The sequence below is a fragment of the Burkholderia sp. 22088 genome (genome assembly GCF_052045915.1).
Classification (GTDB): Bacteria; Pseudomonadota; Gammaproteobacteria; order Burkholderiales; family Burkholderiaceae; genus Burkholderia; species Burkholderia cepacia.
In genome coordinates, this window is record NZ_JBQEPY010000009.1 from 117,261 (window position 1) to 132,517 (window position 15,257).

Sequence of the window (15,257 nt, forward strand, 5' to 3'; positions counted from 1 at the left end):
AAAAGCGCGGCGCCCTTTGCGGGGCGCCGCGCTTTTTCTTTCATACGCTGCAAGTTGCCGGCTACCGGTTACTTCAGTACCGCGTCGAGCACGCCGCGCAGCGCGTTCGTCAGCAGCAGCGCCTCCGCACGCGCGAGATCGTCGCGGGTCACGACCCGCTCCGTCGCGCCGAACACGCGATCGTCGAGCAACACGCCACGCATCACCCCCGGCAGCACGCCGGATTCGAGCGGCGGCGTTGCCCACTGGCCGTCGAGCTTCACGAACACGTTCGAGCGCCCGCCTTCCGTCACCTCGCCGCGCTCGTTGACGAACAGCATGTCGAAGCACCCGAGCGCCTCCGCCGCCTGCCACGCGCGATCGTATTCGGCGCGGCGCGTCGTCTTGTGCAGCAGCAGCGCATCGCTCGCACGGGTCGATGCGAAGCCGTGCGCGGACGCCAGCAACACGCCGACCGGCCCCGCCGGCAATGGCTTGAGCGGTGCCGCGACGATCTCGATCGTGCCGTCCTTCGCGAGCGCGAGCTTCATCCGGCAGGTGACGTCGCCGTCGAGCGCCGCGCAGCGCGCGTCGATCTCGCGACGTAGCGCCTCGGGGTCGAAGCGGAAGCCGAACGCATCCGCGCTACGCTGCAGCCGCGCGAGATGACGATCGAGGTGCCGGATGCCGTCCGCACGCGTGGCGGCGGTCGTTTCGAACAGCTGGAAGCCGGGATCGGCATCCGTCAGGAATCGTGCTTTCAATTCGCACTCCGCATATTCGTCGGCCGCGACACTGTCGAGCACGATGCCCGCGCCGACCCCCATCGTGCCACGGCGCCGGCCGGCGATTGGCGTTGCCGGATTGCGTGCTTCGGCACCGGTCGCACCTTCACCGGTAGCATCGAGCGTCAGCGTCCGGATCGCGACCGACAGGCAAAAATCGCCACAACCGCCCAGGCGCTCACCCGGCGCGTCGGAATCGGCGCCTTGCTTCGCGGCGTCAAGCCAGCCGATCGCGCCCGTATAGAGGCCGCGCGGCGTCGACTCGATCGCATCGATCAACTGCATCGTCTTGTACTTCGGCGCGCCCGTGATCGATCCGCACGGAAACAGCGCACGCAGCATCTGCGCGAACGTCGTCCCTGCGCGCCAGCCGGCCTCGACCGTCGACGTCATCTGCCACACCGACGCATACGGCTCGACGGAGAACAGCGCCGGCACGCGAACCGTCCCGGTGCGCGCGATCCGCGATACGTCGTTGCGCAGCAGGTCGACGATCATCACGTTTTCCGCGCGGTTCTTCGGATCGTTCGCGAGGAACGCGGCCGCCGCCGCATCGTCGCGAGGGTCGGCCGAACGGGGTGCGGTGCCCTTCATCGGCCGCGCGCGCAGCACGTCGCCGTGCTTCTCGACGAACAGCTCGGGCGAACACGACACGACCCACGCCCCGTCGGGCAACGCAACCAGCGCGCCGTAGCGCACCGGCTGGCGCGCACGCAGCCGCCGGTACAGCGCGAGCGGCGTGCCGAACACGTCGAAGTTCAGCCGGTACGTGTAGTTGACCTGATACGAATCGCCCGCGCGCAGCGCGTCGTGCACCGCGGCGATCGCCGCATCGAACGCATCGCGCGACACGCTCTTCGCGACATGCGCGACACCCGCGATCGACGGCGCGTCGCTGCCGCCGTCCTGCTGCGCGAGCCACGCGTCGACTTCGTCGCGCGACAGGCGTTCGCAGCGCGCATACAGCAAAAAGCGCAGCGGGGCATGGCCCGGCTGCGCCCGTTGCAGGTTGCGTCCGAATTCGTAATCGCCGACGACGACCGCGTGCAGCCCGTCGCGCAGGTCCTGCGCCACCGCCGCATCGACTGCGTCGAGCCGCGCCGGATCCGTGCACACGCGTTCGCGCACGAATCCCGAATACAAACGACTCGACCGCGCGGACGCGGTCGAGTCGCAATCGTCCAAGAGCGCGAACGACGCGCTCTCGTTGCCTTCAGTCATGCTGTTACTCGAGTTACTCGAAGAAGCTCTTCACACGGTCGAACCAGCTCTTGCTCTGCGGGCTGTGACGCGCGCCGCCCTCGGCCAGCGACTTCTCGAACTGCTTGAGCAGGTCGCGCTGGTTGTCGGTCAGCTTCACGGGCGTCTCGACCTGCACGTGCACGTACAGATCGCCCGCGATGCTCGAACGCAGCCCCTTGATGCCCTTGCCGCGCAGCCGGAACGTCTTGCCCGACTGCGTGCCTTCCGGCACCGGGAACGATGCACGGCCGGCCAGCGTCGGCACCTCGATCTCGCCGCCGAGCGCGGCGGTCGTGAACGGGATCGGCATCTGGCAGTGGAGATCGTCGCCGTCGCGCTCGAACACCGAGTGCGGCTTGATGTGGATCTCGACGTACAGGTCGCCCGGCGGCCCGCCGTTGATGCCCGGCTCGCCGTTGCCGGCCGAGCGGATGCGCATCCCGTCGTCGATCCCGGCCGGGATCTTCACTTCGAGCGTCTTGGTTTCCTTCACCTTGCCCGACCCGTGGCAATGCACGCACGGCTCCGGGATGTAGGTGCCCGTGCCGTGGCACTTCGGGCAGGTCTGCTGGATGCTGAAGAAGCCCTGCGACATGCGCACCGTGCCCTGGCCATGACAGGTCGGGCAGGTTTCCGGCTTCGTGCCGGGCTTCGCACCCGACCCGTGGCAGACCTCGCACGACACCCAGCTCGGCACGCGGATCTGCGTGTCGTAGCCGTGTGCGGCCTGCTCGAGCGTGATTTCCATGCTGTAGCGCAGGTCGGCACCGCGATACACCTGCGGGCCGCCACGGCCGCCGCGCGCGGCGCCGCCCGCGGCCTGGCCGAAGATGTCGCCGAAGATGTCGCCGAACGCATCCGCGAAGCCGCCGAAGCCCTGTGCGCCCGCACCGCCCATGTTCGGATCGACGCCCGCATGGCCGTACTGGTCGTACGCGGCCCGCTTCTGGCTGTCCGAGAGCATTTCGTAGGCTTCCTTCACCTCCTTGAAATGCTCTTCCGCATCCTTGTTGTCCGGATTGCGGTCAGGGTGATACTTCATCGCAAGCTTGCGATATGCCTTCTTGATTTCGTCGTCGCTCGCATTCTTCGCGACGCCCAGAACCTCGTAGTAATCCCGTTTCGCCATATCGATTCACTGTGCCGCCACGCATCGCGCACGCGGCGGCTCCTTTCGCCCGCAGTAAAGTCTCTCGACTCGTCTGGCGCTGCGCCCGTCCGCGGACGGCTCGTGCAGCACCCGCCAAAAAACAAATGTGCCCGGAGGGCCGCAAAGCCCGCCAGGCGTGGAGTCGATCCGGCCATCCGGAAGGAAAGACAGACCGCTTGTCAGCCAGCCCGTCAGCCGCGCCGCGCGCGTGTTGCGCGCGCGGCGTGCGGCACCGGGGCAACCCGGCTTAGTCCTTCTTCACTTCCTTGAACTCGGCGTCGACGACATCGTCGGCAGCCTGTTGCGCGCCGCCCGCGTGGGCCGCACCTTCAGCTGCACCCGCTGCGCCGGCCGCACCCGCTTGCTGGGCCTGCATGTCGGCGTACATCTTTTCGCCGAGCTTCTGCGAAACCTTGCCGAGTTCCTCGACCTTCGCGTCGATCGCAGCCTTGTCGGCCGACGTGTCCTTCAGCACTTCCTCGAGCGACTTCAGCGACGCTTCGATCGCTTCCTTCTCGCCCGCGTCCAGCTTGTCGCCGTACTCGGTCAGCGCCTTCTTCGTGCTGTGGACCAGCGCATCGCCCTGGTTGCGCGAATCGGCCAGCTCGCGCAGCTTGTGATCTTCCGCTGCGTTCGCTTCCGCGTCCTTGATCATCTGGTCGATTTCAGCCTCGGACAGACCCGAGTTCGCCTTGATCGTGATCTTGTTTTCCTTGCCGGTCGCCTTGTCCTTCGCGCCGACGTGCAGGATGCCGTTCGCGTCGATGTCGAAGGTCACTTCGATCTGCGGCACGCCGCGCGGTGCGGGCGGGATGCCTTCGAGGTTGAACTCGCCGAGCAGCTTGTTGCCGGCTGCCATTTCGCGTTCGCCCTGGAACACCTTGATCGTCACGGCGCCCTGGTTGTCGTCCGCCGTCGAATACACTTGCGCGTGCTTCGTCGGGATCGTCGTGTTCTTGCTGATCATCTTCGTCATCACGCCGCCGAGCGTCTCGATACCGAGCGACAGCGGGGTCACGTCGAGCAGCAGCACGTCCTTGCGGTCGCCCGACAGGACCTGGCCCTGGATCGCCGCGCCAACCGCGACGGCTTCGTCCGGGTTCACGTCACGGCGCGGATCCTTGCCGAAGAACTCCTTCACCTTCTCCATGACCTTCGGCATGCGCGTCTGGCCGCCGACCAGGATCACGTCGTCGATGTCCGACACCTTGACGCCTGCGTCCTTGATCGCGATGCGGCACGGTTCGATCGTGCGCTCGACGAGGTCTTCCACCAGCGCTTCCAGCTTCGCGCGGGTGATCTTCAGGTTCAAGTGCTTCGGGCCCGACGCGTCCGCCGTGATGTACGGCAGGTTGATTTCGGTCTGCTGGCTCGACGACAGCTCGATCTTCGCCTTTTCAGCGGCTTCCTTCAGGCGCTGCAGCGCGAGCACGTCCTTCGACAGGTCGACGCCCTGCTCCTTCTTGAACTCGCCGATGATGTAATCGATGATGCGCTGGTCGAAGTCTTCGCCGCCGAGGAACGTGTCGCCGTTGGTCGACAGCACTTCGAACTGCATTTCGCCGTCGACGTCCGCGATTTCGATGATCGACACGTCGAACGTACCGCCGCCGAGGTCATACACGGCGATCTTGCGGTCGCCCTTCTCGGCCTTGTCGAGGCCGAACGCGAGCGCGGCTGCGGTCGGCTCGTTGATGATCCGCTTGACTTCGAGGCCCGCGATGCGGCCGGCATCCTTGGTTGCCTGGCGCTGGCTGTCGTTGAAGTACGCCGGCACCGTGATCACGGCTTCCGTGACCGGCTCGCCGAGGTAGTCTTCGGCCGTCTTCTTCATCTTGCGCAGCACTTCCGCCGAAACCTGCGGCGGCGCGAGCTTTTCGCCGTGCGCTTCGACCCATGCATCGCCGTTGTCGGCCTTGATGATGCTGTAAGGCATCAGGCCGATGTCCTTCTGGACTTCCTTCTCTTCGAAGCGGCGGCCGATCAGGCGCTTCACTGCGAACAGCGTGTTCTTCGGGTTGGTCACCGATTGACGCTTGGCCGGCGCGCCGACGAGCACTTCGTTGTCGTCCATGTAGGCGATGATCGACGGCGTGGTGCGCGTGCCTTCCGAGTTCTCGATGACCTTGACCTGGTTGCCTTCCATGATGGCAACGCACGAGTTCGTGGTGCCGAGGTCAATACCGATGATCTTTCCCATTTTTCCTAATCTCCAGAAATGCTTGTTTGCTGCGCAAAACCCCGCGTTTTGGGGCGGTTTCGCGCGCCAGAATTCAACTCTGTTCCCGAAATGCGTCCGGCCGATCCGTTTTCAAGACCCGCCGAGCGATGCGGATATTAAATTTTTTCAATCGCCGCCGGCTAGGGGATCGCTGCCCGCCGCTGCGATTTTCGCGCGCGCCGCCGACACGGCCGCCTGGAACTGCGCGAGGCCATGCCAGCCCGTCGCGCGGCCGAGCCGCTTGCCGCGGTGGAAGAAGAACCACGTCGGCACACCGTGCAGCCCGAAGCGGCGCCCCAGCTGGTGGTGTTCGTACACGTTGCAATGGAACCACTTCAAGCCCAGCGCGCGGATGGCGTCGGGCTGGGCGAGCATCGCCTTCTTCGCGATCTCGCAGTTGAAGCAGTCGACGCCCCAGAAGAACACCACCGCAAGCGCGTCCCCCGCGCCGTCGATCGCCGCGTCGAACGTGCCGGCGTCCAGCGCCTGCATGTCGAACGCGTCGAATGCGGCCGGATCGACGCCGGCGGGCACCATCGCGACGCCCTTACTTCGGCTGCGCGACGGTGACGAGCGCCGGACGCAGCACGCGGTCGGCGATCGTGTAGCCCTTCTGCAGCACCGTGACGACGGTGTTCGGCTCCTGCTCGGCCGGCACCATCGAAATCGCCTGGTGCTGGTGCGGATCGAACTTCTCGCCGACCGGGTTGATCGCGACGACGCGGCCCTTCTCGAGTGCGCTCGTCAGCTGGCGCAGCGTCAGCTCGACGCCTTCACGCACCTTCGCGATGTCGCCGGACGTATCGTTGACGGCCGCTTCCAGGCTGTCCAGCACGGGCAGCAGGTGCTCCGCGAAGCTCTCGATCGCGAACTTGTGCGCCTTCGAGACGTCGTCCTGCGCGCGGCGGCGGACGTTCTCGGTCTCGGCCTTCGCCCGCAGGTAGCTCTCCTGCAGCTCGGCGACCTTGGCTTGAGCCTCCGCGAGCGCCGCGTCGGCTGCTTCGGCGGCGGGAGCAGCGCCTTGCGCCGCCTGCTTCTCGCTGCCGATATCTTCGGCCGATTGGGTAGACGGGTTCTCTTGCGTGTTTTCCATGTCGCTGAAAGTCGATTAGAGGTTGAAGCCAAATCGGTAACCGCCGGACCGTATACCCGGCGGCACCGCACATTGCTGGTGCAAATAAGGGTGAAAACTGCGATTTCAAGAGGGTTATTCGCCGGCATTCTCCAATGCCGCGAAACAACCGCGCGTCGCACCGGTGCATCGCACGCATAGTCCGCCAAAGCAGGCGAAACGGGCTGTAACAACGCTTACCTGGCAAGTACTAGCTTGGCACAGTCCCGCTGCACTACACTCCACTCAAGCGTCGGAAAAGCGTGTTTACCCTTAGCTGACCGACGCCTTACAACCACCACCTGGCGCCGTTTTCACCCCTTCTCGAGGGGAGTACCGTGAAACTGACCTTTGCGATATCGGTGGTCGCGCTGGTACTCATTGCCGGCACCACCACCATCTGCCTGTCGGGAGCCGTCACCGACCGCACGACCGAATACGGGAGCGCGCGGGCGACGTTCGACCAGATGTTCAGCTCCCACCAGAAAATCTGTCGATGATGCGCCGGTCGCGCTTCGTCGGCCGGCCGTGCAATTCGGCCGCCGGCTCGCGATACGTGCGGCGCCGCTCCAGTTCGGCGAGCCGTGCGGCTCGCCCCGCTTCCGTTTCCTCGTAAAGCGTCTGCGCGACGCTCGCCGGCCCGCGCACGTCGCACACGCCGAGTACGGCAATGTGCCAGACGATGCCGTCGATCGCAATTTCGACCTCGTCGCCCACGCGCACTTCCTTCGCCGGCTTGACTGCAGCCCCACCGATCTTCACGTGCCCCTTGTCGACCGCATCGGTTGCAAGCGAGCGCGTCTTGAAGAACCGGGCCGCCCACAGCCATTTGTCGATGCGCAGCTTCGCGCCCGGTTCGGTCGAAATCTTGTAATTCATCGCACCTCACCCACCGTTTCGGGCTGCGCGGCCTTGACCGGCCAGCCCTGCAGATTCTCGGCGACGATCTCGCCAAGCGCGCCGATCCACGCGGGCGCGCCGTTCAGGCACGGAATCCGGTGGAATGCCTTGCCGCCACCGGCGAGGAACTCGTCGCGCACTTCCATGCCGATCTCCTCGATCGTCTCCAGGCAATCGGCCGTGAAACCGGGACAGAACACGTCGGCCCGCTGTACGCCGGCCTCGCCGAACTCGCGCAGCGTCGGCGCGGTATAAGGCTGCAGCCATTCGGCCTTGCCGAAACGCGACTGGAACGTGACGCGGCACTCGGTCGTCGACAACCCGAGCGCGGCCATCAGCAGCGCGCCCGTCTGCTGGCACTGGTCGTGATAGGGATCGCCGAGGTCGAGCGTGCGCTTCGGCACGCCGTGAAAGCTCAGCACGAGCTTGTCGCCGGCCGCGAAGTCCGGCCGGCCGTGCTGCGCCCAATACTGGCGCACCTGCTCGGCCAGCGCGTGGATATAGGCCGGATGGTCGGCGTAGTGCCGTATCGTGCGCACCTCCGGCTGGTTGCGCATGCGCGAGAGCGCGTCGAATGCGGCGTCGAATGCGGTGGCCGTGGTCGACGCCGAGTATTGCGGATACATCGGCATCAGCAGCACGCGCTCGACGCCGGCGCGCTTGAACTGCGCGAGCGCGTGCGAAATGTTCGGACTGCCGTAGCGCATCGCGTAGTCGACCTGCACTTGATAACCGTTCGACGCGAGCAGGTGCCGCACGCCGTCGGTCTGGCGCACGGTATGCACGCGCAGCGGCGAGCCCTCGGGCATCCAGACGGCCGCGTATTTCTTCGCGGACGCGCGGCCGCGCAGCGGCAGGATCAGCGTGCGCAGCAGCACTTGCCAGATGGCCTGCGGAATCTCGACGACCCGCGGATCCGACAGGAATTCGGCCAGATAGCGCCGCACGGCACGCGGCGTGGGCGCATCGGGCGTGCCGAGATTGATCAGCAGCACGCCGATGCGATGGGCAGCCGCGATACTCGAAGGCGGCTCAAGATCGAAACGCATGGGCAAGAACGTGCTCGGGGCACGGGACCGGACGGCTCTCAATTATAGCGGGCCGCCTCGCGCCGGTCGGCTGGCCGTTCGGCCGACTGTCGGCGCACGCGGCGCCGCGGCACGATGACGGGGCGGGATCGGGCTGGCGCTCGCAGGCTACTGCTGGCTCAGCGTGAGCGACAGGAGCCGCGCGGTGATGTCGACGATCGGGATCACGCGGTTGTACGCCATGCGGGTCGGGCCGATCACGCCGAGCGTGCCGACGATCTGCCCGTTCACCTCGTAAGGGGCGGTAACGACGCTCATTTCCTCGATCGGCACGAGCGTCGATTCGCCGCCGATGAAGATCTGCACGCCCTGGGCGTGGCTCGACACGTCGAGCAGTTGCAGGAGGCCCGTCTTTTGGTCGAATACGTCGAACAGCTTGCGCAGCCGGGCCATGTCGGACGAGAGATCCGCCACCTCGAGCAGGTTGCGCTCGCCGGAAATCAGCACGGTGTCCTCGGTGTCGGGCACCTCGGTGCTGGCCGTCACGGCCGCATGCATCAGCGTGGTCATGTCGCCGCGCAACTGGTCGATCTCGTCGCGCAGGCGACGGCGCACCTCGTCGAACGACAGTCCGGCGAAATGCGCGTTGATGTAGTTGGACGCCTCGGTCAGTTGCGACGGCGAGTAGTCGCGCGGCGTCGCGAGCATCCGGTTCTGCACGTCGCCCTCGGGCGTCACGATGATCAGCAGGATGCGCTTGTCCGACAGGCGCATGAACTCGATCTGCTTGAACACGTGGCTGCGGCGCGGCGTCAGCACGACGCCCGCGAACTGCGACAGGTTCGACAGCACGCTCGCGGCGGCCGCCACGACGCGCTGCTGCGGCTCGCCGGCCTGCAGCGTGTTCTGCACCTGCCGCGCGACGGCCTCGGCGTCGATCGGCACCTCGACCGTCAGCATCGTGTCGACGAACAGCCGGTAGCCGCGCGGCGTCGGCACGCGGCCGGCCGACGTGTGCGGGCTCGACACGAGGCCGAGCTCCTCCAGGTCGGACATCACGTTGCGGATCGTCGCCGGGCTCAGCTCGAGCCCGGAGTAACGGGACAACGTGCGCGATCCGACTGGCTGACCGTCGGCGATATACCGTTCGATCAGGGTTTTCAGGAGGGTTCGTGCGCGAGGATCTAGCATGGTGGAAAATTTTAGCGCAACCGCGCGACCGCGGCGAGTGGCGTCGGCCACCGATGCGCGGGCCGACCCGATCCGGCCCCGTCAGCGCACAGCCGGTTCTTTTCGTCAACGAGCTATGGTGTAATGCCGGCATGAAAACCGGTAATCAGTTCAACACTGTCGCGCTCGTCGGCCGGAGCAACACGCCGAACATCGCCGAGCCGCTCGCCACGCTGGCCGCCTGCATCGCCAAGCGGGGCTTCGAAGTCGTCTTCGAAGCCGAGACCGCGCGCGAGATCGGCATCACCGGCTACCCGGCGCTGACCCCGGCCGAAATCGGGGCGCGCGCCGACGTGGCGGTCGTACTGGGCGGCGACGGGACGATGCTCGGCATCGGCCGTCAGCTCGCGCCATACAAGACACCGCTGATCGGGATCAACCACGGGCGGCTCGGCTTCATCACCGATATCGCGGCGGCCGACATGCAGGCCCTCGTCCCGGTGATCCTGTCGGGCAAGTTCGAGCGCGAGGAGCGCTCGCTGCTCGAGGCCCGGATCATGCGCGACGGCGAACCGATCTACCACGCGCTCGCGTTCAACGACGTCGTCGTGAACCGCAGCGGCTTCTCCGGGATGGTCGAGTTGCGCGCGTCGGTCGACGGCCGGTACATGTACAACCAGCGTTCCGACGGCCTGATCGTCGCCACGCCGACCGGCTCGACCGCTTACGCGCTGTCGTCGGCCGGCCCGATCCTCCATCCGCAGCTGCAGGGCATCGTGCTCGTGCCGATCGCGCCGCACGCGCTGTCGAACCGGCCGATCGTGCTGCCCGACGATTCGAAGATCGCGATCCAGATCGTCGGCGGGCGCGACGTCAACGTGAACTTCGACATGCAGTCGTTCACGTCGCTCGAGCTGAACGACACGATCGAGGTGCGCCGCTCGAAGCACACGGTGCCGTTCCTGCACCCGATCGGCTACAGCTACTACGCGACGCTGCGCAAGAAGCTGCACTGGAACGAACACGCCTCGAACGAAGACGACAAGGCGTCCTGACGCCGCTCCGCCCGACACCATGCTCCGCCACCTCTCGATCCGCGACTTCGTCATCGTCGCCGCGCTCGATCTCGAATTCGACAGCGGCTTTTCCGTCTTTTCCGGTGAAACCGGCGCCGGGAAATCGATCCTGATCGACGCCCTCGCCCTCGCGCTCGGCGAACGTGCCGACGCGAGCGTCGTGCGCACCGGCTGCGGCCGCGCCGACATCACCGCCGAATTCACGCCGCACGACCGCGTCGCGCGCTGGCTCGACGAACACGCGTTCGACACCGAGGACACCGTGATGCTGCGCCGCGTGATCGACGCGAACGGCCGGTCGCGCGCGTTCATCAACGGCACCAGCGCGACGCTCGCGCAGCTGCGTGAACTCGGCGAAATGCTCGTCGACATCCACGGCCAGCATGCGCACCAGCTGCTGATGCGGCCCGACGCGCAGCGCGAGCTGTTCGACACGCACGCGGGGCTCGTCGCCGATGCGGCGAACGTCGCGCGCGCGTGGCGCGTGTGGCGCGACGCGACGCAGGCGATCGAGGCCGCGAAGGCGCACGAGCGGGAGCTGCAGCTCGAACGCGAAAAGCTCGCGTGGCAGCTCGCCGAGCTCGACAAGCTCGCGCCGCAGCCCGGCGAATGGGACGAGGTCAGCAACGAGCACAAGCGCCTGTCGCATTCGGCGAACCTGATCGACGGCGTGCGCGGCGCACTCAACGCGTTGTCCGAGGCCGACGACGCGATGCTCGCGCAGCTCGGCGCGATCGTGTCGAAGCTGCGCAGCCTGGCCGACTACGACACCGCGCTCGGCGACGCGCTCGCGTCGCTCGAACCGGCCGAGATCCAGCTGCAGGAAGCCGTCTACTCGCTGTCGCACTATGCGCAGCGCGTCGATCTCGATCCCGAGCGGCTCGCGCAGGTCGAAACGCGCCTCGATGCGCTGCACTCGACCGCCCGCAAGTTCCGGTTGCCGCCCGACACGCTGCACGAAGAACACGCGGCACGCCGCGCGCAGCTCGCGGCGCTCGACGCGGCCGCCGATCTCGGTGCGCTCGAGGCGACGCAGGCCAAGGCGCGGGAAGCCTACCTCGCCGATGCCGGGCATCTGTCTAAGGCGCGCGCGCAGGCCGCCAAGGCGCTCGGCACGGCCGTCACGGCCGGCATGCAGGAACTGTCGATGGCGGGCGGAAGCTTCGAAGTCGCGCTCGTCCCGCTCGCCGACGGCGGTCCGCACGGGCTCGAGCAGGTCGAATTCCGGGTCGCCGGCCACCCCGGCGTGCCGCTGCGGCCGCTCGCGAAGGTCGCGTCGGGCGGCGAACTCGCGCGGATCAGCCTCGCGCTCGCGGTGATCGCAAGCGCGGCGAGCCCGACGCCGACGCTGATCTTCGACGAAGTCGATACGGGGATCGGCGGCGGCGTCGCCGAAGTGGTCGGCCGCCTGCTGCACCAGCTCGGGCGCGATCGCCAGGTGCTGTGCGTGACGCACCTGCCGCAGGTCGCCGCGCGCGGCGACCACCACTTCCAGGTCGCGAAGGGCGCCGACGAGCGCGGCGGCACGGTGTCGACGGTCGTCGCGCTCGACCGCGCCAACCGGATCGAGGAAGTCGCGCGGATGCTCGGCGGGCTCGAGATCACGGCCACGACGCGCAAGCACGCGAAGGAAATGCTGGCGGCCTGACGCGGGCACCGCGTCGGCCGAATGCAAAAAGACCGGCGCATGCGCCGGTCTTTTTTTGCCGCACGGCCGCTCGCCCGATCGCGCCCGCCCTGCTCCGCGAATTCGAACGCCCGATTCGAACGTCCGACTCAAACGCCCGTTTCAGCCGTCCCGAACACGCGCGCCCACAGCGCCGTCACGGCTGCGCGCTCGTCGGCCACCACGGCCGGATCGACCCGCGCCTTCTCCATCCCGTCGAGCCGCAGCTTGTGCTGCAGCTTCCGGTACTTCCGGTAGGCCGCGCCGACGCGCTCGGCCTCGTCCTCGCCCATCAGCCCGAAGCGCGCGACCTCGCGCAGCAGCGCGATGTTGCCCGTGTTGCGGATCAGCTCGGCGTCGCTCGACGCGTGCAGCAGCACCCAGTACTGGACGATGAATTCGATGTCGACCATCCCGCCGCGATCGTGCTTCAGGTCGAACAGATCGGTCTGGTTCGGATGGCCGGCAAACACCTTGCCGCGCATGTCGACGATCTCCTTCGCGAGCACGCCGCCGTCGCGCGGCGTCGTCAGTACCTGCTGGCGGATCGCCTCGAAGTCCGCGCCGATCTGCGCGTCGCCCGCGCTGTAGCGGGCACGCGTCAGCGCCTGGTGCTCCCACACCCACGCGGTGTTCGCGGCGTCGCCCTCGCGCAGCTGGTAGCGGCGGAACGCATCGAGATCGGTGACGAGCAGCCCGGCCTCGCCGTTCGGCCGCAGCCGCAGGTCGATGTCGAACAGCGCGCCGGCCCCGGTCGCCGTGGTGAGCCACGTGATGAGCCGCCGCGTGAAGGTCGTGTAGACGTCCGCCGAGCGCTCGTCCGCGTCGTCGTACAGGAAGATCAGGTCGAGATCGGATGCGTAGCCTAGCTCCTTGCCGCCCAGCTTGCCGTACGCGATCACCGCGAACTTCGGCACGTCGCGATGGCGTTTCGCGAGCTGGGACCAGACGACTTCGATCGTCACGTCGAGCACGGCGTCGGCCAGCTCGGACAGCCGGTCGCTCACGTGCTCGACCGACAGCTGCCCGGCCAGGTCGATCAGCAGGATCCGGAACACCTCCGCGTGCTGCGCGTGCCGCAGCAGGTCCATCTGCTGCTCGGGGCCGTCGGCCGCCGCGAGGCGCGCGCGCAGCGCGTCCTTGAACGCAGGCCAGTCGAACGGGCTCGCGATCGCCTCGTCGTCGAGCAGCTCGTCGAGCAGTTGCGGGTGGCGGATCAGGTAACCGCCGCCCCAGCGCGTCGCACCGAGCACCGACAGCACGCGGTCGAGCGCGGCCGGATACTCGGTCAGCAGCGCGAGATAGACGCCGCGCCGGCTGACCGTCTCGAGCAGGTCGAACAGGCGCACGATCGTGTCGTCGCGGCGTGCGGCGTCGATGTTCGGCGCGGCCTCGAGCGCCCGCTGCGCGACGCTGTCGAAGCGCTGCCGGCTCTTTTCCGGCAGGCCCATGTAGCGCGTCGATTGCCAGATCGCACGCAGCCGCGCGAGCACGGCGGCCGGATCGGCGAAGCCGAGGCCGTCGAGGCGCCCGACCAGCGCATCGTCCTCGCCGTCGTCGCCCAACGCGCCGCTCCAGATCCATGCGGCGGCCGTGTCGTCACCCGCCGCGCAAGGGCCGCCGCCCTTCACCTTGTCCGCGAAGATCTGGTCGAACTGCGCCTCGACGAAGTTCCGGTGCTCATCCAGCACCGTCATCAGCGCCGCGTAGTCGGCAAAGCCGAGCGATGCAGCCAGCGCCGCGCGTTCGTCGGACTCGACCGGCATCGCGTGCGTCTGCGCGTCGTTGCGGTACTGCAGCCGGTGCTCGAGCGTACGCAGGAAGTTGTAAGCATCGGCCAGGCGCGCGCACACGTCCTCGCCGATCAGCCCGCGCGCCTGCGCATGGTGCAGCACCGCGAGCGTCGGCCGCACGCGGAATTCCGCATCCTGGCCGCCCCGGATCAGCTGGAATACCTGCGCGCTGAACTCGATCTCGCGGATCCCGCCGCGCCCGAGCTTGATGTCGTCCGACTTGTCGGGCCGCATCGACGCGCGGCGCGCGGCTTCCTGCCGGATCTGCTGGTGCAGCGAGCGGATCGCGCCGATCACGCCGAAATCGAGATAGCGGCGATACACGAACGGCTTGACGATCGACTCGAGCTGCGACTCCAGCCGTCGCGCCGCGTCGCTGTCGCCTTCCGACACGAGCCGCCCCTTGATCCACGCATAGCGCTCCCACTCGCGCCCCTGCACGTAGAAATATTCCTCGAGCATGCCGAGGCTGCAGACGAGCGGCCCCGAATCGCCGTTCGGACGCAGCCGCATGTCGACGCGAAACACGTAGCCGTCGGCCGTGACCTCGGACAGCACGCCGATCAGGCGCCGGCCGAGCCGCGTGAAGTATTCCTGCGTGGACAGCGGCGAACGCGCGCCGCCGGTCGTCTCGCCGTCGTCCTCGTAGACGAAGATCAGGTCGATGTCCGACGACACGTTCAGCTCGCGGCCGCCGAGCTTGCCCATCCCGACCACGCCGAGCACGACGCGCTGGCCGTCGGCGCCGCGCGGCTCGCCGTATAGCGCCTCGAGTTCAACCGACAGCAGCGCGAGCGAACGCTGCACGGCCACTTCGGCGAGATCGGTCATCGCGCCCGTGACCTCGGCGACGTCCGCCAGCCCGCGCAGGTCGCGTTCCGCGACCGCGCCGAACGCCTCGACACGCAACTGCCGCAGCGCGCACTTCAGTTGCTCCTCGGTCGGCGCGGCCGTGCCGGCCGGCGTCGCCAGCAGCTCGGTGAGGCGCGCGTCGAGCTGCACGCGGCCGAGCGGCGCGGCGGCCCACGCGGCGACCTGTTCGGCCAGCGCGGGCCGCGCGGCAGCCGCGCGAGCGAGGTATCGGGAATAGGACGTGCTGATCAGGGCGGAAGCGTCGGTCATCGAGAAGCGGGCCT

The 15,257-nt window shown here is 67.6% G+C and carries 12 protein-coding genes; 3 read left to right on the forward strand and 9 right to left on the reverse strand.

The window, feature by feature from the left end; all coding sequences use genetic code 11:
* Window positions 1–68: 68 nt before the first annotated feature.
* The 5 genes from ACTJLD_RS18650 to grpE form a co-directional block, all read right to left on the reverse strand.
* Window positions 69–1,985, reverse strand: a complete 1,917-nt coding sequence (locus tag ACTJLD_RS18650) for a chorismate-binding protein (RefSeq protein WP_440659419.1) — start codon at window positions 1,983–1,985, stop codon at window positions 69–71.
* Between the two features lie 13 nt (window positions 1,986–1,998).
* Complete coding sequence (gene dnaJ, locus ACTJLD_RS18655; protein ID WP_021162212.1) at window positions 1,999–3,135, reverse strand: molecular chaperone DnaJ; 1,137 nt, start codon at window positions 3,133–3,135, stop codon at window positions 1,999–2,001.
* A 268-nt stretch (window positions 3,136–3,403) separates the two neighbouring features.
* Window positions 3,404–5,356, reverse strand: coding sequence for a molecular chaperone DnaK (gene dnaK / locus ACTJLD_RS18660; RefSeq protein WP_021162213.1), 1,953 nt, complete (start codon window positions 5,354–5,356; stop codon window positions 3,404–3,406).
* A 147-nt stretch (window positions 5,357–5,503) separates the two neighbouring features.
* Window positions 5,504–5,914, reverse strand: coding sequence for a thioredoxin family protein (locus ACTJLD_RS18665; protein ID WP_059528987.1), 411 nt, complete (start codon window positions 5,912–5,914; stop codon window positions 5,504–5,506).
* A 10-nt stretch (window positions 5,915–5,924) separates the two neighbouring features.
* On the reverse strand, window positions 5,925–6,470 hold the full coding sequence (gene grpE / locus ACTJLD_RS18670; RefSeq protein ID WP_027788315.1) for a nucleotide exchange factor GrpE: 546 nt from the start codon (window positions 6,468–6,470) through the stop codon (window positions 5,925–5,927).
* A gap of 356 nt (window positions 6,471–6,826) precedes the next feature.
* Here grpE and ACTJLD_RS18675 point away from each other — a divergent pair, with 356 nt between their 5' ends.
* On the forward strand, window positions 6,827–6,988 hold the full coding sequence (locus ACTJLD_RS18675) for a hypothetical protein (RefSeq protein ID WP_006476841.1): 162 nt from the start codon (window positions 6,827–6,829) through the stop codon (window positions 6,986–6,988).
* Here the strand turns inward: ACTJLD_RS18675 and ACTJLD_RS18680 are convergent.
* The 3 genes from ACTJLD_RS18680 to hrcA all read right to left on the reverse strand — a co-directional run bounded on the left by ACTJLD_RS18680 (window position 6,960) and on the right by hrcA (window position 9,607).
* Window positions 6,960–7,367 (reverse strand): RNA-binding S4 domain-containing protein, encoded by a 408-nt coding sequence (locus ACTJLD_RS18680; protein ID WP_021162216.1) that lies wholly within the window; start codon window positions 7,365–7,367, stop codon window positions 6,960–6,962. The two genes, ACTJLD_RS18675 and ACTJLD_RS18680, sit on opposite strands and share 29 nt — an antisense overlap.
* Window positions 7,364–8,437: a ferrochelatase gene (gene hemH, locus ACTJLD_RS18685; RefSeq protein ID WP_059698977.1), complete on the reverse strand. Its 1,074-nt coding sequence runs from the start codon at window positions 8,435–8,437 to the stop codon at window positions 7,364–7,366. The genes ACTJLD_RS18680 and hemH overlap by 4 nt, the downstream gene beginning before the upstream one ends.
* 147 nt (window positions 8,438–8,584) lie before the next feature.
* Complete coding sequence (hrcA, locus tag ACTJLD_RS18690; protein WP_021162218.1) at window positions 8,585–9,607, reverse strand: heat-inducible transcriptional repressor HrcA; 1,023 nt, start codon at window positions 9,605–9,607, stop codon at window positions 8,585–8,587.
* 131 nt (window positions 9,608–9,738) lie between these two features.
* Between hrcA and ACTJLD_RS18695 the strand changes: the two genes are divergently transcribed.
* Complete coding sequence (locus ACTJLD_RS18695; RefSeq protein ID WP_027788318.1) at window positions 9,739–10,641, forward strand: NAD kinase; 903 nt, start codon at window positions 9,739–9,741, stop codon at window positions 10,639–10,641.
* 19 nt (window positions 10,642–10,660) lie between these two features.
* A complete protein-coding gene (gene recN / locus ACTJLD_RS18700) occupies window positions 10,661–12,310 on the forward strand; it encodes a DNA repair protein RecN (RefSeq protein ID WP_059698824.1) in 1,650 nt (549 codons plus the stop codon).
* Window positions 12,311–12,438: 128 nt separating this feature from the next.
* Here the strand turns inward: recN and glnE are convergent, their stop codons facing one another.
* Window positions 12,439–15,243 (reverse strand): bifunctional [glutamate--ammonia ligase]-adenylyl-L-tyrosine phosphorylase/[glutamate--ammonia-ligase] adenylyltransferase, encoded by a 2,805-nt coding sequence (gene glnE, locus ACTJLD_RS18705; RefSeq protein WP_440659420.1) that lies wholly within the window; start codon window positions 15,241–15,243, stop codon window positions 12,439–12,441.
* Window positions 15,244–15,257 lie beyond the last annotated feature (14 nt).

Excerpts from the sequence above, each read along its gene's own strand:
- ACTJLD_RS18650 (WP_440659419.1), bottom strand. The coding sequence starts at position 1,985 with ATGACTGAAGGCAACGAGAGCGCGTCGTTCGCGCTCTTGGACGATTGC.
- dnaJ (WP_021162212.1), bottom strand. The coding sequence starts at position 3,135 with ATGGCGAAACGGGATTACTACGAGGTTCTGGGCGTCGCGAAGAATGCG.
- dnaK (WP_021162213.1), bottom strand. The coding sequence starts at position 5,356 with ATGGGAAAGATCATCGGTATTGACCTCGGCACCACGAACTCGTGCGTT.
- ACTJLD_RS18665 (WP_059528987.1), bottom strand. The coding sequence starts at position 5,914 with ATGGTGCCCGCCGGCGTCGATCCGGCCGCATTCGACGCGTTCGACATG.
- grpE (WP_027788315.1), bottom strand. The coding sequence starts at position 6,470 with ATGGAAAACACGCAAGAGAACCCGTCTACCCAATCGGCCGAAGATATC.
- ACTJLD_RS18680 (WP_021162216.1), bottom strand. The coding sequence starts at position 7,367 with ATGAATTACAAGATTTCGACCGAACCGGGCGCGAAGCTGCGCATCGAC.
- hemH (WP_059698977.1), bottom strand. The coding sequence starts at position 8,437 with ATGCGTTTCGATCTTGAGCCGCCTTCGAGTATCGCGGCTGCCCATCGC.
- hrcA (WP_021162218.1), bottom strand. The coding sequence starts at position 9,607 with ATGCTAGATCCTCGCGCACGAACCCTCCTGAAAACCCTGATCGAACGG.
- ACTJLD_RS18695 (WP_027788318.1), top strand. The coding sequence starts at position 9,739 with ATGAAAACCGGTAATCAGTTCAACACTGTCGCGCTCGTCGGCCGGAGC.
- recN (WP_059698824.1), top strand. The coding sequence starts at position 10,661 with ATGCTCCGCCACCTCTCGATCCGCGACTTCGTCATCGTCGCCGCGCTC.
- glnE (WP_440659420.1), bottom strand. The coding sequence starts at position 15,243 with ATGACCGACGCTTCCGCCCTGATCAGCACGTCCTATTCCCGATACCTC.